This window comes from Ktedonobacter robiniae (assembly GCF_016587375.1).
Classification (GTDB): domain Bacteria; phylum Chloroflexota; class Ktedonobacteria; order Ktedonobacterales; family Ktedonobacteraceae; genus Ktedonobacter; species Ktedonobacter robiniae.
Genome location: NZ_BNJG01000001.1, coordinates 3,806,262 through 3,823,682, shown reverse-complemented (window position 1 = coordinate 3,823,682; position 17,421 = coordinate 3,806,262). Strand labels below are relative to the sequence as shown.

General features: G+C 51.9%; 14 protein-coding genes. 7 read left to right on the top strand and 7 right to left on the bottom strand.

The annotated features are described in order from the left end of the window. Window positions 1-262: 262 nt before the first annotated feature. The 4 genes from JMJ04_RS15950 to JMJ04_RS15935 all read left to right on the top strand — a co-directional run bounded on the left by JMJ04_RS15950 (window position 263) and on the right by JMJ04_RS15935 (window position 8,093). Window positions 263-3,775 carry a tetratricopeptide repeat protein gene (locus JMJ04_RS15950; protein ID WP_201371448.1) on the top strand — a complete coding sequence of 1,171 codons (3,513 nt, stop codon included), beginning with the start codon at window positions 263-265 and terminating at the stop codon, window positions 3,773-3,775. A 446-nt stretch (window positions 3,776-4,221) separates the two neighbouring features. Then, a complete protein-coding gene (locus tag JMJ04_RS15945) occupies window positions 4,222-5,898 on the top strand; it encodes a sensor histidine kinase (RefSeq protein ID WP_201371447.1) in 1,677 nt (558 codons plus the stop codon). Window positions 5,899-5,956: 58 nt separating this feature from the next. Further along, a complete protein-coding gene (locus JMJ04_RS15940; protein WP_201371446.1) occupies window positions 5,957-6,349 on the top strand; it encodes a response regulator in 393 nt (130 codons plus the stop codon). A 241-nt stretch (window positions 6,350-6,590) separates the two neighbouring features. Continuing rightward, entirely contained in the window at window positions 6,591-8,093 is a 1,503-nt protein-coding gene (locus tag JMJ04_RS15935) for a leucyl aminopeptidase (protein WP_201371445.1), read from the top strand. 115 nt (window positions 8,094-8,208) lie between these two features. Here the strand turns inward: JMJ04_RS15935 and JMJ04_RS15930 are convergent, their stop codons facing one another. Further along, entirely contained in the window at window positions 8,209-9,168 is a 960-nt protein-coding gene (locus tag JMJ04_RS15930) for an ABC transporter permease (RefSeq protein ID WP_201371444.1), read from the bottom strand. Between the two features lie 400 nt (window positions 9,169-9,568). On the opposite strand from JMJ04_RS15930, the gene JMJ04_RS15925 reads away from it, so the two are divergent. From JMJ04_RS15925 to mntA, 3 genes are all read left to right on the top strand, one after another. Continuing rightward, window positions 9,569-9,841 (top strand): MoaD/ThiS family protein, encoded by a 273-nt coding sequence (locus JMJ04_RS15925; protein WP_201371443.1) that lies wholly within the window; start codon window positions 9,569-9,571, stop codon window positions 9,839-9,841. 30 nt (window positions 9,842-9,871) lie between these two features. Further along, window positions 9,872-10,285, top strand: coding sequence for a molybdenum cofactor biosynthesis protein MoaE (locus JMJ04_RS15920; RefSeq protein ID WP_201371442.1), 414 nt, complete (start codon window positions 9,872-9,874; stop codon window positions 10,283-10,285). Window positions 10,286-10,524: 239 nt separating this feature from the next. Continuing rightward, the gene (mntA, locus tag JMJ04_RS15915; protein WP_201371441.1) at window positions 10,525-11,361 is read left to right on the top strand and encodes a type VII toxin-antitoxin system MntA family adenylyltransferase antitoxin; all 837 of its coding nucleotides are present in this window, start codon (window positions 10,525-10,527) and stop codon (window positions 11,359-11,361) included. A gap of 109 nt (window positions 11,362-11,470) precedes the next feature. Here mntA and JMJ04_RS15910 read toward each other — a convergent pair whose 3' ends face one another. The 6 genes from JMJ04_RS15910 to JMJ04_RS15885 form a co-directional block, all read right to left on the bottom strand. After that, entirely contained in the window at window positions 11,471-12,928 is a 1,458-nt protein-coding gene (locus tag JMJ04_RS15910) for a tetratricopeptide repeat protein (RefSeq protein WP_201371440.1), read from the bottom strand. A 270-nt stretch (window positions 12,929-13,198) separates the two neighbouring features. Next, window positions 13,199-13,942 carry a GntR family transcriptional regulator gene (locus JMJ04_RS15905; protein ID WP_201371439.1) on the bottom strand — a complete coding sequence of 248 codons (744 nt, stop codon included), beginning with the start codon at window positions 13,940-13,942 and terminating at the stop codon, window positions 13,199-13,201. A 155-nt stretch (window positions 13,943-14,097) separates the two neighbouring features. After that, window positions 14,098-14,454 (bottom strand): thioredoxin, encoded by a 357-nt coding sequence (gene trxA / locus JMJ04_RS15900; RefSeq protein WP_201371438.1) that lies wholly within the window; start codon window positions 14,452-14,454, stop codon window positions 14,098-14,100. A 613-nt stretch (window positions 14,455-15,067) separates the two neighbouring features. Beyond that, a complete protein-coding gene (locus JMJ04_RS15895; RefSeq protein ID WP_201371437.1) occupies window positions 15,068-15,838 on the bottom strand; it encodes a Bax inhibitor-1/YccA family protein in 771 nt (256 codons plus the stop codon). Window positions 15,839-16,083: 245 nt separating this feature from the next. Continuing rightward, window positions 16,084-16,308, bottom strand: coding sequence for a hypothetical protein (locus tag JMJ04_RS15890; RefSeq protein ID WP_201371436.1), 225 nt, complete (start codon window positions 16,306-16,308; stop codon window positions 16,084-16,086). A gap of 253 nt (window positions 16,309-16,561) precedes the next feature. Next, the gene (locus tag JMJ04_RS15885; protein ID WP_201371435.1) at window positions 16,562-17,260 is read right to left on the bottom strand and encodes a hypothetical protein; all 699 of its coding nucleotides are present in this window, start codon (window positions 17,258-17,260) and stop codon (window positions 16,562-16,564) included. Window positions 17,261-17,421: the final 161 nt, after the last annotated feature.

The following is a 17,421-nucleotide window of genomic DNA, read 5'->3' as shown; positions in this document are numbered from 1 at the left end:
GTACTAGTTGAGCATAATGATGGAACAATTCGTTTGGATGGTATTTCTAGCTATAATGAAAGAGAAGAAGGACTGAGCGCTCAATTAAGCACTCAGTCCTTCTTCTTAGAACCAACTTAAAATAATATCCACAGAACTCTTTTTACATGTGATTTTGTTCATTAATCTTCGTTTACCTATATAGCTACTAAAGCCTTTAAGAAAATTATAAATGCTCTCTTTTGATGCATAAATTTGTACAATATATTAGGATCAAATGAGTATGCAGCAACACTTGTTAGACAAAAGACCGCGATTTAAGAACCATAGGAAGAATAGTCGGTTTCAAGAAGTTATCAAAAATGGTTCTCTTCATATCCTCAATCTCTATTGGAACTGTATCCACAGGATATGGGTTTACCTTGTAGTAGCAGGAATAATGGGAGGCATTACTGGTAATGCTGCTTATGCATATGTTACAAAAGGGAAATTTGACCCTATTGATGCTCCTAACTTGCCAGCTGTCCAACTAGTAATAAAATATCCATTGGTAACTGTATTGGCCGTTTTGCTATTTAGCGCCCTAACATATACTTCCAACAAAGCTCATAAGCGTCTAGAGAGAGTACGATTAGCTCCACCTCAAAATGAATATACATTGCGGCCTGTAAGTCAGCTTAAGCCAATTGACTGTAAACTGGCTCGCTATGTAGAAAAGGCATATGTTCTGCGAGAGGTTGATGAAACGGCGCACAAGATTTTGCAACAACTCTCTAATGAATCTCTGAATGCTTATTCTAAAATGTTGGGAATCTGTATTGTTGGTAAGCCCGCTCAGGGAAAGACACGGCTGACCTGGGAAGCAATGCAAGATGAGTTACCTCATTGGACATTGGTGCACTGGCCACATGAACGCGAGCATTCCTTTGATTTTCAGGCTCTTAAAGGCAAACAGGTCATCCTCTGGCTTGACGATCTTCATGAGTATGCCAAGCCAAATGAAGCAACATCTATCAATGATCTTCCTCGTCGTTTTCTTGAAGTTGATGCACAACTTATTATTATTGCAACGTCCCGTGATGGAGAAGACTATTTACTTGCTCAGAAATATCTAGGTAATATTCTTGAGCAACTAACTATTATTCAACTTGAAGACATTAATGATGCTCAAGTTATAGAGCTAACAAAAGCTCTAACCAAAGAAGGTGTAGATATCCGAGGTGACGAATTTGATGGAACGCCAGGCTCACTCGTATTAGGAGTGAGCCGGATGAAGTCCCGTTATCTGAATCTTACAGAAGCAGCAAAGCAAATTTTGAAGACAATGAAATTGCTTCGTTCAGCACGCATATATGCATATTCAGAAACAAGAGTACAATCTGTGGCCGGTGATTTTTTCAATTTTGATAGAAAAGACTGGCGCCTGTCTTGCGCATTGCTTGACCGAGAAGGCTTTCTTCGATTTCGAAAATCAGCTAAAGAAGAACTTCTCCTAGAACCTACTGCTGATATCTACCTTGAAGATAAAGTCATTACTGATTATCCATCACCTCATCAATCCTTGATAGATGAGTGGCCGCAGCTTGAAGTAAGTTTAAGCTATCATCAAGATGCCGGGGGATTAAATAGTCTGGGTCTAGCTTTTGCCAGAAGGTTACTAGGAAACCAACAGTGGAATAAAAAACATGCAGAAGTGTGCTTCCGCAAAGCAACTGATATTTACACAAGTAAGCAGTTGCCCTCAGCCTGGGCTGGGACGCAGAATAACCTGGGGATTGCCTTGCGTGAGCTGGCGAACCTTGCTCAGGGGCAGAAACAACACGATCTGCTACAGGAGGCTATAGCAACCTATCGTTCTGCTTTGGAAGTTTATACACGTAAGCAGATGCCCTCAGATTGGGCGGCGACGCAGAACAACCTGGGGACTGCTTTGCGTGAACTGGCGAACCTTGCTCAGGGGCAGAAACAACACGATCTGCTGCAAGAGGCTAGAGCAACCTATCGTTCTGCTTTGGAGGTACGAACACGTGAGCAGACGCCCGCAGCCTGGGCCATGACGCAGAACAACCTGGGGACTGCCTTGGGCGAGCTGGCGAATCTTGCTCAAGAGCAAAAACAGCACGATCTGCTGCAAGAGGCTATAGCAGCCTATCGTTCTGCTCTGGAGGTACGAACACGTGAGCAGACGCCCTCAGATTGGGCCATGACGCAGAACAACCTGGGAACTGCCCTGAACAAGCTGGCAAACCTTGCTCAGGGGCAGAAACAACACGCTCTGCTACAAGAGGCTAGAGCAGCCTATCGTTCTGCTTTGGAAGTTTATACACGTAAGCAGACGCCCTCAGATTGGGCGGCGACGCAGAATAACCTGGGTAATGCCTTGAGCGGCCTGGCAAACCTTGCTCAGGGGCAGAAACAACACGATCTGCTGCAAGAGGCTAGAGCAACCTATCGTTCTGCTTTGGAGGTGCAAACACGTGAGCAGACGCCCGCAGCCTGGGCCATGACGCAGAATAACCTGGGTAATGCCTTGAGCGGCCTGGCAAACCTTGCTCAGGGGCAGAAACAACACGCTCTGCTGCAAGAGGCCAGAGCAGCCTACCGTTCTGCTTTGGAGGTGCAAACACGTGAGCAGACGCCCGCAGCCTGGGCCATGACGCAAAACAACCTAGGGATTACCTTAGGTGAACTGGCAAACCTTGCTCAGGGGCAAAAACAGCACGACCTGCTGCAAGAGGCTATAGCAGCCTATCGTTCTGCTTTGGAAGTTTATACACGTGAGCAGACGCCCTCAGATTGGGCCATGACGCAAAACAACCTAGGGATTACCTTAGGTGAACTGGCAAACCTTGCTCAGGGGCAGAAACAGCACGATCTGCTGCAAGAGGCTAGAGCAGCCCATCGTTCTACTTTGGAAGTTTATACATGTGAGCAGACGCCCTCAGCCTGGGCCGCGACACAGAACAACCTGGGTAATGCCTTGCGTGAGCTGGCAAACCTTGCTCAGGGGCAAAAACAACACGGTCTGCTACAAGAGGCTATAGCAGCCTTTCATTCTGCTTTGGAAGTTTATACACGTAAGCAGACGCCCTCAGATTGGGCTATGACGCAGAATAACCTGGGGATTACCTTAGGTGAACTGGCAAACCTTGCTCAGGGGCAAAAACAGCATGCTCTGCTGCAAGAGGCTAGAGCAGCCTACAGTTCTGCTTTGGAAGTTTATACACATGAGCAGACGCCCTCAGATTGGGCCACGACGCAGAATAACCTGGGGACTACCTTGAGCGGCCTGGCAAACCTTGCTCAGGGGCAAAAACAGCACGACCTGTTGCAAGAGGCTAGAGCAGCCTATCGTTCTGCTTTGGAAGTTTATACACATGAGCAGACGCCCTCAGATTGGGCCATGACGCAGAATAACCTGGGGATTACCTTGGGCGGCCTGGCAAACCTTGCTCAGGGACAGAGACAACATGATCTCCTGCAAGGGGCTATTGCCGCCTTTCAGGCTGCCTTGGAGGTGCGAACACGGGAGCATAATTTTTCTCAATGGGTAAGAATAAATAGGACACTTATATTTTTACATCTCACAGTTTCAAAGATTACAGAGGATCTAGAAGAAAGCAACAAGCACATACAAAAGTCAATTGTGCTTTTGGACTCTATTAGAAATGCACAACAAGTTAGTCCTTCTCAGGAGTTACTTGCTAGTATCCAATTCTTAACAGAGATATTAAATCAAGTCACTCAAGTTACGGAAGAAGATAGTGAGAGTGAAAATGGAGAGAAAAGCTCATAAAGTAGCAACGCACTGGGTTGAGCTCGACAGGTCCATCTATATGTGTTATAAACCAGTTCACAGCGTCTTTCTACATGGTTTTGATATACATCATTTTTACATCAAAGACCATGCAAAACGGTGCAGCTTTGTTACCAACCATTCAAGTGTAAAGGTGGCTAATTGAGCATAAAAAAAGATGTAAAACTCGTCGTTACATAGAAGATGTATTATACGTTATAATACATAGGCCTGGGATGGAGAGCGGGGTGTGCGTGAGCAAGCAGATCCACCTCGACGAGCAGCTTGTAGCGTACATCTACTTTTCCGTGAGACCTTTTCCCCATGGGGTCTGCACGCGCACCTTCCTGGAGCTTCGTGTGTGCAGGTTTGCGTACACGTGGTAAGGGGAGGACGAGCTGGCACCCCGTCCTCTCCTTACTTTTCACGGTGTTAGAAGGGGTCGCATGCGTTTTCTATCAAGATTATTCAAGACAAAGTTAATAAATGAACAACGACCAACATCAGCCCCACCCCCAAGTTCACATGATGCATTAGAAGCAGAACATGCCTTCAGTCAGCTTACCCAGTCACTAGCACATGAAAATCAAACCATCGTCGAGCAAATGAACCACCTCCTGCTCATGAATGATGCTTTTATTTCGACACTGCATCTTGAACCGCTCCTTGGTGAGATTGTCTCACGCCTGGGAACCATCATGCAGTCTACCCATATCGCGTTGCTGCTCTATGGCCGTGAGATGCCTGTGCCCTGGGCTGTTGCCCACTGGGAGCGCCCAACAACAGAGAATGGTGCACGGGCGCAAGCTAGCGCAGGCGTGACTCCATTCAATGGCATACGCTTTGCCCAGGCCAAAAATATTAGTGTCTACGCCGACCCGAACCGCGATATTACACTTGCCGTCACGACAAAAATGGCTGCCTTGCCCGCGCGTGGTAGCATAGCATATAACATGCCAGAGACCAACACCAATAGCGCTTTCGCATCTCCGTTCCCCTCATCAGGGGGAGTAGAGGCAAGCCGGACTCCCATTCCAGGCTCAGCCCTGCGCGAGCTGGATATGCTCCTGGCACACCTGGTTATCCAGAGTCAGAAAATCACCTATGGCGAGGATGTCACACTCGTCTACCGGGAGAGCCAGGAGCATTGGGCCGAGCTGGCGCTTGAGATGGGGTACCATTCTGTGATCGCGGTCCCGCTCTTGCTCCAGGATCAGGCAATTGGCGCAATAATGCTCTATGCGCAGGAGCCACGGCCTATTCGTAACCACGAAACCTTCCTGCTCAGCTCAGCCTCTATTCAGGCTTCAATGGCCATCCAGAATACACTGCTCTTCTCCGAACTCAAGGAGAAAAACTCAGCCCTGGAACAGGCCAATCACTTAAAGTCACAATTTCTGGCCAATGTGACACATGAGTTACGCACGCCCCTGCATAGTATTATTAGCTATGGCGCCCTACTGCTGGAGGGCTATGTCGAGGGTGAGCTAAGCTCAGAACAGGAAGAACACATTCAATTTATGGTCCGGCGCGCCGAAGACCTCTCACACCTGGTCGACGATATGCTTGACCTCTCAAAAATTGAGGCCGACCGCATCGAGATGAAGCTGGAGGCTCTTGAACTGAGCGTTAGCCTGAGCGAAGTCGTCAATCAACTCAAGCCCATGGCGCTCAATAAAGACCTGTATCTTAACATGGAGTGCGACCCCCAGGTTCCCAAAGTGCTTGCGGACAGCCATCGTCTGCGCCAGATCGTACTCAACCTGGTTTCAAATGCCTTAAAGTTTACCGAAAAAGGGGGCGTGACGATCCACTGCCAGCATATGCCCGAACGCGCCCAGGTCCTGATCTCGGTGCATGACACCGGTATTGGCATCTCGCCAGCCTCCCTGGGATATATCTTTGAAGCATTTCGCCAGGCCGATGGAAGTACAACGCGCCGCTTTGGCGGTACTGGCCTGGGCCTGACCATTGCGCGAAAACTGATCGAGTTACAGGGCGGGGAAATAGCCGTCGAGAGCATTCCTGGCCGAGGATCAACCTTTGCCTTTACCTTGCCCGTCGCCGCATCCATTAGCCCGTCTACACGCACACCCGAAGCGCAGCAGCATCCATCAACATAAAATCAGTACAAGATCCAAACCGTTAACAGACGGCAAGTTAGTAAGGGGGTAGATAGTGATGTTTGAAAGTACACCACCAGCCACACCACAACGTACCATCCTCATTATTGAAAATGAGATCTCGAACCGCATCTTGATTGAGCGCGTGTTATCGACACGTGGCTATCGTTGTATCTCGGCCTCCAATGGACGCGAGGCCCTCTCCATTCTTGATCGTGAACACGCCGATCTCATCCTGACTGATCTCTCCATGCCCGTGCTGGATGGCTATCGCACCACCCAACTCATACGCTCTCGGCCCGGCATGCAGCAGATACCCATTATCGCGGTTACCGCCTACGCCTTACATGACGAGGGGGAGGCTGCCCGCGAAATCGGATGCACAGAATACCTGACCAAGCCTTTCAAGCCACGCCAGCTGCTTGAAATTGTTGAGCGCCTGCTTCCCTGAAGAGATAGTCTATAGTAAAAATAAGCGCTTTGACCTTGCGGAAAGCTGGCAAACTGCAATATCATACAGAGTGTACCCATCCCATACATACGCGACAATCTTAGCCGCGGTGTTTATTTGTCCTCTATCGCCCGGTTCAGCCTTGAACAGTAGCGATAGCAGAGAAGGCAATCTTCTCGTCTCGCGAACCAGGAGCCAGAACCCGTATCAAGCGACGAGAAGGTTCCTAGAAGGTGTTTGTATGGATCTTCGTGTAACAACCCAATCCTTAAAAGAAACCTCAAGCGATGTCCTCGTCATCACGGCCACGCGTGCCTCTGGTGAGGCAAAGGGCATCCAGCTCTCCTCCGCCGGACAAGTCATTGACCAGGCCCTGGGCGGCGTCATTAGCGAATGTGGCACAAACGAAGAGTTCAAGGGCAACACGGGTGAACTGCTCTCCATCCACACGCTGGGGAAACTAGCAGCTAAGCGCATCCTGGTTGTTGGTCTTGGCGCAGCAGAGAAGGTCGAGCCACAGGCGCTACGCAAAATTGGCGCCAGCATCGTCCGTCACCTGCATAGCACCAATGCTCGCAGTGCGACCCTGGCCCTGGCAGAGGGTTCCGCAGTCTCAGAGGCCGCGCAGGCCCTGACCGAGGGTCTTTTCCTCGGTGCCTACGCGTTCCGCAAGTACCAGCAGAATCAGAACGGGGAGCGCAAGCTCAAAGACGTTCAGCTACAAACGTCCGAGAGTAATAAAGCCGCCGTCGAAGAGGGTGTGCAGAAGGGCAAGATCTTCGCGGAAGCCACCAACTTTGCCCGCGATCTCGTCAACGAGCCTCCACGCGTCCTGACCCCCACCGAGCTTGCCAACCGGGCCAGCGCCATGGCGCAACAATATGGTCTGGAGTGCGAGGTCTTCGACCAGGCGAAGATTGAATCTCTAGGCATGGGTGGCATCCTTGGAGTCACCCAGGGCAGTGTCGAACCACCACACTTCATCATTCTGCGCTACCGTGGCGCCCCTGAGAGCCAGGAGAAGGGTCTGGCCCTCGTCGGCAAAGGCATCACCTTCGATAGTGGTGGCCTCTCCCTTAAGCCCGCTGGCAGCATGGAGACGATGAAGAGCGACATGGGTGGTGCCGCCGCCGCTATCGGTGCCATGCAGGCCATCGCCGCGCTCAAGCCAAAAACCAATGTCACGGCCTTTGTGCCCACCTGCGAAAATATGCCCAGTGGAAGCGCCTTCCGCCCAGGCGACGTATTACGTCTCATGAACGGCAAAACTATTGAGATTCTCAATACCGATGCCGAGGGGCGCCTCATCCTGGCCGATGCGCTCTCCTATGCTTCACAGGAGGGTCATTCACCAATCATCGACCTGGCAACGCTCACAGGTGGTATCGTCGTTGCACTCGGTAACGTCATGTCGGGCCTCTTCAGCAATGATGAGGGTCTACAGCAGGAGATCATTGCGGCAGGCCAGGCCGTAGGTGAGAAATATTGGGCCATGCCCCTCGACGAGGAATACGGCGAACTGGTCAAGAGCGATATCGCTGACGTCAAACAGACGGGTGGTCGCGGCGCCTCCTCTGTGACGGCGGCCAAGATCCTCGAACATTTTGTGGGCAACGGCGCGAAGTGGGCGCACCTGGATATTGCAGGCACAGCCTTCTCTGAGAACGCCAAAAACATGGAGAAAGGCGGCACAGGCTTCGGTGTCCGCACCCTGACAGAACTAGCCCTCAGAAGCGCACGCTAGGCGCTTCATACGCCAAAATCAGGAAACAAGAGAGGCCCTCGCTCCCTGACGTATATGTTAGGGAGCGAGGGCCTCTCTCTGTACCTGACATTTCAGGTACGCGTCTGATCCTTCACTAATCGAGTTTAATGCGTGGATCAACAACGGTGTAGAGCAAGTCAGAGATGAGGTTGCCCAGAACGACGCAGGCTGCAACCAGCAACACTGAAGCTTGAATGACAGGATAATCACGGTCGTTAATGGCCTGCAAGCCAGTTGAGGCCACACCAGGGATATTGAAGATCTGCTCAATAAAGAACGCGCCAGCAATAACCAGGCCAAAGGCCAGGCCAATCGAGGTCACCAGCGGAATCAGGGCATTACGGAAGGCATGGCGATAAACGACGACACGCTCAGCCAGGCCCTTCGCACGAGCGGTGCGCACATAATCCTGGCGCAGGGTCTCCAGGAGCGTCGTACGTGCGTAACGTGCGTAGAACGCAAAACCGACAAGCGCAAAAATGACAATGGGGAAAAGCTTATACTGGATATCATCAGGCCCGTACTGCCAGAGTTGGCCCCAGTTTGCCACCGGCCACTGGACACCAGTCCATTTGTCGAACCAGACAATGCCTACCTGGGCGAAAATGGCAACAATAAATGTCGGCAAGGCCCAGCATACCAGGGCGATACTCATTAACAGGGTATCAACCCATTTATTGGCCTTCAAGGCGCTGACGATACCAACCGGAATACCAAGCACCAGGGTAAGTACAGTCCCCCAGAAGCCCAATTCAGACGAGTAGGGGATACCCTGAAGAATCAGTTCAGAGACGGGGCGTCCCTGGGTATGGAAAGAATACCCAAAGTCCAGGTGAACGGCGCCAGTCAAAAAGCGCCAATATTGCTGGTACCAAGGCTGATCCAGGCCATACTGATGTCTTAAGGCCGCATAAAGAACGGGATCCTGGTGCTGACCCAACAGTGCCCGGATGGGGTCGCCAGGAGCAAGATAACCTAGAATGAAGGTAATAAACGAGACGCAGAGAACGACGAAGAGAAATCCAATGAGCCGCTTCACAAGAAATTGAACCATGGTGTACTCCTTTTCGCGGAGGAAAGTACTTTGACAGAGGTGTCGGGCGATGGCCTACAATTTCTCAAATATTTCTATTTGCTGCCATTCACTATATTTACCAGATTTTCTACGTTCTGGCAAGAGAAATTGAGGGAAATAGCCAAACATTTCCTACTAAAAACAGTTGTTGCTTGTAGATTGCTACTATTCTATGCAGGCTGGTTCTTTCAATTTATATATACTACGTCTCATAGCAGAACAAACATCACCATTTCTAGCAGAAAGTCATCCTTCATCTCTCTGGCGTTTGTCTCGGCTCGCTACGCGAGCCGAGGGGTAAGGTGTGTGCGTGGAAAACGGCCATACGGGCCGTTTTCCACGCACACACCTTACCTTATTTTGTGCTATACTGTGAGCCATGAAAATTCGCATTCGCTATTTTGCCTCCTTACGCGAGGTTACAGGCCAGAGCGACGAGCTACTGGATATGGCTGATGGAACGAGCATCGCTGAGATCAAAAAAGACCTGGTGACGCGCTATCCGCGTTTACAGGACATCCTGGAGCGCTGCCTCTGCGCGCTCAATCGCGCCTATGTCCCGCCGGAGGCAGCAGTGCATGAGAACGACGAGCTGGTCTTTATTCCGCCTATGGGTGGCGGGAGCGAGCCACAAGACAATGGCGCGTCGTAAGCAATCCATCAGAGACGTCAGGAGAGATATATGGAGCCTATTATCCAACTAACCCATGCGCCCCTTGAGCGTGACGCGCTTGTTGCCGCGGTCAGCCATCCCAGCGTAGGCGGCATCGTCGTCTTCGAAGGGGTTGTACGCGACCATGCGCGCGGAAAACAGGTACGCCACCTGGAATATGAGGCTTATGAAGAGATGGCACGCCAACGCATTCAGGAGATTATTGCGGAGGCAGAACAGCGCTGGGGAGTCGAGCGTGTCGCCGTTGCACATCGCTTTGGACGCCTGGAAATCGGAGAGGCCAGCGTGATTATCGTCGTCGCCAGCCCTCACCGCGCCGAAGCCTTCGATGCCTGCCGCTATATCATCGATACCCTCAAAGCCAGCGTCCCTATCTGGAAAAAAGAGGTCGCCACCACTGGAGAGGAATGGGTAGAAGGTTAGCCCCAACCTTCTACCCATTCCTCTCCACATCACCCCATCGATCTTCCTTCATCCAGAGTATTTCTTCCTGGCATATATCCCCCAAAGCGCCTTTTTTATGGTATATTTTAAGTAAAGAAAACTCCCTTACAATTAACAATGAAGAGTTCAGAGAGTTCAAGGATTTCATTAAAAAAGCCGCCCTGCCGTGTTCGCCAACGACCTGAGACAGGTCCCCGGATGAAACTTGGAGATCGTTGATGAACTTATTCGAAAAACAGACTCAATTGACTCAGCTCTTTGCGCAGAATCCCGTTAATGCCGCCTACCTGACGGGTTCGCTCTCCAATCGCGCCTCCTTTGGTCAGCTTAGTGATGTTGATATCGCCATTCTGCTCATGGACCAGGTCAAAGCCGATCAGTTTCTCGACTACCAGCTCTACTTTTTCAGCGAGTTGGCCAAGCGCCTGGAGTCTGAGAGTATAGATGTCGTCATTCTCAACAAGGCTTCTCTCCTCTTAAAGTCTCAGATTATCAAACATGGTCAGATCCTCTTCAGCCGCGATGAGCGCCAGCGAATCCTCTTCGAGTCGCGCGCCGTCATGGCCTACCTCGACTTTAAGAAATTTGATGAGATACAGAATCAAGCGCTTAGTCGTCGCTTACGTGGTCCCGCACACCAGCCTGTCGATCCTGAACTTATCCGTCCACCACTCACAAAACTTAGGGAGGCCATCCGCATTCTACGTAACTTGCAGGCCGAACCACGCGAGACATTCTTAAACGATCATCGCCTCTATGGACTGGCCGAGCGCTACCTCCAGCAGGCAATCGAGAACTACCTCTACATCTGTAGCGCCTTCGTGACCGCAATGGGGCTGCCCAAACCTGATGATTTCCATAATCTACTCAGCAGCCTCGCGGCGCAGCAGCTTATCCCACGCACGCTAGCCTTCCGTCTGGAGTTGCTCACGAATCTGCGCGAAGAGCTGCTTCGCACGACCTCGTCTCAAACACGAGAGCTGGTCTACGAGCATCTCCAGTATCGCCTGGAGACGCTGGAAGAGTTCAGCACCGCAATCGAGGCTAGCCTATAATCTCTAGCCTATAACCTCGCGCCTGCGGCGCTCGCCTGGCTAAAAGCAATGAAGCGTCCTGGAAGCCGTAGGCTCCAGGACGCTTCATTGCTTTTATTGTTTGGAACCGCTAAGCCCCAGTCGCGGAACGTAGTTCCCGGGCCTGGATGCGGGCCTCCTCAGCCTCGTCGCCGCGTCCAAGTGCGTCATAGACCTGGGCCAGCGTCTCATAGGCTACTGTGAGCGAGGGGTCCATGGCAATGGCTTGCTGCGCATACTCCAGGGCCTCGTCGTAGCGCTTCTCCGTCAGCAGGGTGTCTGCCAGGTCGTTATAGTAATCGGCATTCAACGGATCGGCATCAATGGCGTTAAGATAGTTTTCAATCGCATCATTGGGGCGATTCAAACCATCATAGGCCACAGCGAGCTGATAGTACCCTTCCGGGTCGTCCTCAAAGCGCTCCAGCAACTGATGAGACACACGCATCGCCTCATCATGGCGCCCCAGCGAGTTGTAGGCCTCTGCCAGGCCCGCGAAGGCAGCCGCAAGATCATCATCCTGCAACAGCCCCTCTCCTGTATCCACCATGTTCTGGTAGATGGGAAGCGCGTCGGCATAGCGATCCGCCTCCAGGTAGGCTTCCGCCAGGCTGAAGCGTGCCGTTGTACGCTGCGCATCCAGTTCAACTGCGCGCTCATACGCGACGATGGCCTCATTTGTGCGGTCTTGTAAGGAACGCCAGAAACCCAGTTTCTCCCATACGTCGGGATCCTCTGGGTGCTGGTTCGCGATACGCTGATAGATCTCTGCCGCCTGCTCGGCATCACCCATCTGCTCGTACACTGCCGCGAGCATATCGTAGCCAGCACGCCCCTGGGGATCAAGCGCGATCATCTGATTGGCCAGCGAAAGCGCCTCGTCATAGCGATGCATATCAAGCTGAATGCTTGCCAGTTCTGCATAGCGCGTGGGATCGGCGGGATCCTCATCGATGCGGCGCTCCTGCTCCATCATACGCCGGTACTGATCGTTCACGCGCTCGCGCACGTCACGCAGATTGTCAGCCGCCAGCGTATTATCTGGATTGAGCATCAGGGCCTGCCGATAGGCCTGAATAGCATCACGATAGAGATTTTGCAACCTGTAGGTATCACCTACGCTCAAATAGAGTTCGTCGCTCTGGGGGTCCAGTTCCAGGCCTTGCTGGAACGTCTCCAGCGACTCCTCATACATGCCAATCTCGCCATAAAGATTGCCCAGATTGATGTAGGAATCAATCAGGTTTGGATCAAGATCAATCGCCCGACGATACCCGGCAATGGCCAGCTCTGTATCGCCGAGATACTGCTGTGCCAGGGCGAGATTGTAACGCGCACGCGCATCCTCAGGATCAGCCGCCACGGCACGCTCAAAGCATTCCGCGGCGGTCTCATAGTCTTCGTTGGCCGCGGCGTTATTGCCGCGGTCAGTCCAGGCCTGCCCATCCGCCGGATCAGGCTCGCGCATCTCCTCGCGGCTGACAAAGTGCAGCGGAAAGGTATTATTGCTCGACCCGGAGTTTTGTGTATCTTGCTCGTTATCCATCATTCTCTCTTTTACTTCTCATTATTGCACTGCAGACAAAAAGTCCACATACATCATGCCACAACAACGCTACCAGATCACACATGCTCTACTTCTGTTATAAGTAGGCGCACCCACCTCAACATACTGTAACAGCCGTGCTGATCGGGATACAAGGTATGGTCCATGCCCAGCAATAATGGGTTTACTTCTTCTCCGAAAACCTGAGCGCGCTTGTCCCCGAATGGGGGAAGCGCTAGTCATGTGAGTGACGTTGGATTTCGGAATAAGATCTTACTTGGTAACGCGCAAAGTCAAACGATATTCGAAACGGTCGCTGGGATAAAACGCCTCGGTAAAAGCAATGGGCGCTCCCGTCTCATCAAAGGTTGTGCAGGCTGAGCGCATACCACACTCGCTCTCTTTAATACGCAGCAATTCAGCCTCGCGCTTCGAAGGCAGATCGCCTTTAAAGGCGTGTTCAACCATGTAGGGGACAAGTCCTTCGGTTGACATCAAGTGATAGAGAGAACCCTCTCCCGCCTCTTTTGCACGCTGGTAGAGGTTAGCCGAACGAGGATAGGGCAGATAGTTTACTTCATACGCTACTGGCTCATCATTGGCCGTGCGCAGACGCTCCAGGCGTACCACCTGCTCCTCATCGCTCAGGCGCAGTTGCTCGCGCACCTGTTGTGAGCCACGTACCAGTTCGCTGACGAAAAGCATACCTCCAGGCTTCAGACCACGGCGGCGCAGTTCCTCAGAGAAGCTGGTCAACTCACTGGCGACGCGCTGCTGCACGCGTGGCTCACAGACAAATGTGCCCCGCCCATGCTGTCGATACAACAACCCTTCATGTACCAGTTCGGTCAATGCCTGGCGTACGGTCGCACGGCTTACATGATATTGCGCCACCAGCTCCGGCTCCGATGGTATCGCCGTATGCGGCGCGAGATGGCCTGCCTGAATCTGCTGCTTAAGCACTTCCTTTAGCTGATAATACAGTGGCAGTGGATTTGATCGTTCCAAAATTGGCATATACGGTTCCCCTTATGTCCATACAACAGTTAAAAATGAGATATGTATTGTATGTGTATGGGAAGAATAATATCACAAAAAAAGGAAAGCGTCGAGTGGTAATACGGGCAAAAATGCAATCTGGCCCCCGAAGGAGCCAGATTTATGGTATAGGTTTATGCGGTAGCAGCACCATTTTCCGCCAGAATGCGGTCGATATCGGCCTTCAATTTCGCGGGCTGCGCAGCACCGACCATGCGACCAATGAGCTCACCACCTTTGAAGACCAGCAGGGTGGGGATCGCCTGCACACCAAACTGGCGCGGCACGTTGCCGTTCTCATCCACATCCATCTTCGCGAATACCAGTTTCCCCTGGTACTCATCGCTCAGGCGCTCGTAGTGGGGTGCGATCATGCGACAGGGGCCGCACCAGGCTGCCCAGAAGTCCACGATAACAGGCGTTGAAGACTTCAACACCTTCTCCTCAAAATCCTGGTCGCCAACATAAATGAGATTGCTATGTGTGCTCATACTCTCTTTTTGCGACGTCAACCCCCATTTCCAACGCTCTTTCCAATTAGAAGGGGAAAACGCCACGCTCCTTTCTCTCTTCACTTTATTTTTTGCGGGCCAGGCGCAAGAAAAACGCTGGCTACATCAGTTTTTTAACGGATACAATCGCGCATCTACTGCGGCAATATCACAAAATTGTGATATTGTAAGGTTACCCCTGGCTTCTCCGCCTGGCCCCAGTTTTTTATGATCGAAGCGACGTTTCTACCAGTAACTCTTGACTGCTACTCAGGAAAACAAAACCTTCCCTCATTCTATTCCAGGTTTTTCCCATGAGCTTGCGCGTCTCACGACAACCTACCACCAGTATACGCTTTCAGCAGGAAAAAGTGAAACTCTATTGCCTCTAGGTCAGGGCCTTCCAGTTTTCTTATCGCTCTTGCCTCGTCTCGCTACGCTCGCCTCGGGGTAAGGGGATGTGGGTGGAAAATGGCTCTGCCATTTTCCACCCACATCCCCTTACCCTTGAGCGCCGCAGGCGCGAGGCGTCCCGCCAAAAATAGGCATAGGGCGTAATACGCAGAAAAAAGAGGGGCGACGCAACATGCGTCGCCCCTCTTTTTTCTGCGTATTACCGGTTATTTCCACGCTGGAAGATCGAGAGGATCTCCAGGATGTACAGGAAGAGGTTTAGAACTGTCAAGAAGATGGAGATTGTCAAACCAATCGCGTTTGGTGTGGTATCGGCCATATACTTGGCGCGCTGAATATAGAACAGCACAAAGCCCGAGAAGATGGCCACGCCCACAAAGGCGATTACGGTATAGAAAAGTGGCGAATGGAAGAAGAAACCGATCAGGCTGGCAACAATCAGCAGGATTAAGCCCCAGAAGAGATAGTCTCCCAGGCGCGAGAAATCGCGCTTCGTCGTCCAGGCATAGACGCCCAATCCAAGCGAGGCTACTGCTGTGATGGCAAAGGCCTCAAAGAGAATACCCGATGCGTGATACAGGTAATAGCCCAGCAAGGGCGCCAGCGACAGGCCCTCCAGGAAGGTAAAGCTATAGAGCAAGAAGAGGTTGATACCGGGCCGCTGAATAAGAAACTGGAGCGCGATGAGCACGACCAGGCCCAGCAGGGCAAACAGAATCGAGGTCCCACTGGGCAAATTCATGGCAATGCCAAAAAAGGCGCCAATCGAGGCCACCAGGAACGAGAGACCCAGCATATTGAGCACTTTGGCCATCAAGCTGCTGGACTGGGCCGCTGTATTGCTATACCCATAGGGCAACGTTTGATACCGATAAGGCGAATCAAAGCGGCTCCTGCGGCGATTGCCACCACCGTAGGGATTGCCATAGGGATCTCCGCCGTACGGATTATTGTTTCTTGGATTGTACATAAGTCTACCTCGCAGACAAATCTAGCAAAAGCACACGCTCTCTTCTATTAGAGCATACAACACGTGCTCTTTGCCAGCACACAGGGAAGCGCCACGCATCTCAATGGCAAGCCTTTACCCGTCCACTCACTAGCATATACGTACATAGACGGCTTGAAGTTGCTTCTCTTTCCCTCCAAACCGGCCCACAGACCGGGCTAACAGAGCGCGTACAGCAAAGAGAACCCACATAGGCATCCAGAAAACTAGCGCAAGGTCTGCGGAGGCAGGAAGGCGTTGCCGCTCGCGCCCTGTGACTCTAGCTCACGTACGGGCTGTATGCCTGGAGCAGCGTCGGGTATATTTGTGATACTGCAAGCTGGATGCTTGGTATCGGCATGCCAATATAAAACGCTCCCATTTGGCTTATACATCGGGCTTTTACAACGGGGACAGAGAAATGTTACCGGGACATCCTGGTCCATGGTCATATGGCACTCCCTCATATCGTCCTAAGCAAGCTAAAAGAGCAGTACGATATCAGTACAATATGCGCGACACGACTACGGCAGACGACAATACATATGACAGTTATCCATGATGCGTAAGAATACTATAGGGGCACATCTTGCGCCCCTATCCCTCAACTGGATACTCGATCTTGTCGGAGAACATGCCCAGGAAGACGTAGAGAGGCACCTATACCCTTGCCACCATTCACTTCAACCACTAGAAAACGAGCCGCTACATTACACTCCACACACCACATATTTCGCAGAACGCGACACCGACCTCGCCAAAGTTCTTACTGCGCGTATTCCAGTTATCATAGACAATCGCCAGAGAGCCACAGCTCCAGCAGCGCGCGCGCCCACCAGCTTTACTCTCTTGCGCCAGTTTCTGTAATAGTGTCTTACGCGCCTCGTCTGAGCCGGTATAGCTAGGGTTATATGCCAGGTGTAGCAGGTTCCCCAACGGCAAATTGATCTCGTGAGTTGGCGTTGGCAATGCGGGTGGGGTCACCACTGGTGCAGGCGGCGGAGTCTGAGGAATCACCGGCTGGGTCGGGCCATTGAGCGCATTGGCGGACGACAAAGGAGGGCGACGGAAAGTAGGGCGGCGCGTAACCGGAGGAGGCGTAGACTCCATTGCAGGCGGATACTCGGGCCGATCCCCTCTAAACTCGGAGCGATGCTCACCGTTGAAAGGCGGCACAACGCCCGTAGACTGGTTGGGCGCTGCCTGCTGATAAGGAGGGTAATTGACCTCACCACTTGCCCCACCCGTTCCATTCTCGGCGGGAGCTGACTTCTTCTCTCTTGTTTGCTCGGTGGCGGGCGTCTCCACAGCCTCAGCAGCGTTCTCTGCTTGCTCAGCGGAATTCTGGTTAGTATTCTCGGGCTGTTCAGGTGGATTAGCACGTCTACGTCGAGTTATTGGCATTGGGGTACGCTCCATACAGAAGATAAGTGTGTACACTGAAAGAATGTAGCACCTGTATTATATCACAGCACGTAGAGATGAAAAAGATACCGGACAACAATGGGAGCAAGCTCGCTCCTCTGTCTATCGAAACGTTGCTTGCCCCATAGATACGCAAATCG

What these genes read in the sequence shown, in the direction of transcription:
- JMJ04_RS15930 (WP_201371444.1), bottom strand. Translation starts at nt 9,168, where the DNA reads ATGGTTCAATTTCTTGTGAAGCGGCTCATTGGATTTCTCTTCGTCGTT.
- JMJ04_RS15890 (WP_201371436.1), bottom strand. Translation starts at nt 16,308, where the DNA reads ATGACCATGGACCAGGATGTCCCGGTAACATTTCTCTGTCCCCGTTGT.
- mntA (WP_201371441.1), top strand. Translation starts at nt 10,525, where the DNA reads ATGAACTTATTCGAAAAACAGACTCAATTGACTCAGCTCTTTGCGCAG.
- JMJ04_RS15950 (WP_201371448.1), top strand. Translation starts at nt 263, where the DNA reads ATGCAGCAACACTTGTTAGACAAAAGACCGCGATTTAAGAACCATAGG.
- JMJ04_RS15895 (WP_201371437.1), bottom strand. Translation starts at nt 15,838, where the DNA reads ATGTACAATCCAAGAAACAATAATCCGTACGGCGGAGATCCCTATGGC.
- JMJ04_RS15905 (WP_201371439.1), bottom strand. Translation starts at nt 13,942, where the DNA reads ATGCCAATTTTGGAACGATCAAATCCACTGCCACTGTATTATCAGCTA.
- JMJ04_RS15940 (WP_201371446.1), top strand. Translation starts at nt 5,957, where the DNA reads ATGTTTGAAAGTACACCACCAGCCACACCACAACGTACCATCCTCATT.
- JMJ04_RS15920 (WP_201371442.1), top strand. Translation starts at nt 9,872, where the DNA reads ATGGAGCCTATTATCCAACTAACCCATGCGCCCCTTGAGCGTGACGCG.
- JMJ04_RS15925 (WP_201371443.1), top strand. Translation starts at nt 9,569, where the DNA reads ATGAAAATTCGCATTCGCTATTTTGCCTCCTTACGCGAGGTTACAGGC.
- JMJ04_RS15935 (WP_201371445.1), top strand. Translation starts at nt 6,591, where the DNA reads ATGGATCTTCGTGTAACAACCCAATCCTTAAAAGAAACCTCAAGCGAT.
- JMJ04_RS15885 (WP_201371435.1), bottom strand. Translation starts at nt 17,260, where the DNA reads ATGCCAATAACTCGACGTAGACGTGCTAATCCACCTGAACAGCCCGAG.
- trxA (WP_201371438.1), bottom strand. Translation starts at nt 14,454, where the DNA reads ATGAGCACACATAGCAATCTCATTTATGTTGGCGACCAGGATTTTGAG.
- JMJ04_RS15945 (WP_201371447.1), top strand. Translation starts at nt 4,222, where the DNA reads ATGCGTTTTCTATCAAGATTATTCAAGACAAAGTTAATAAATGAACAA.
- JMJ04_RS15910 (WP_201371440.1), bottom strand. Translation starts at nt 12,928, where the DNA reads ATGATGGATAACGAGCAAGATACACAAAACTCCGGGTCGAGCAATAAT.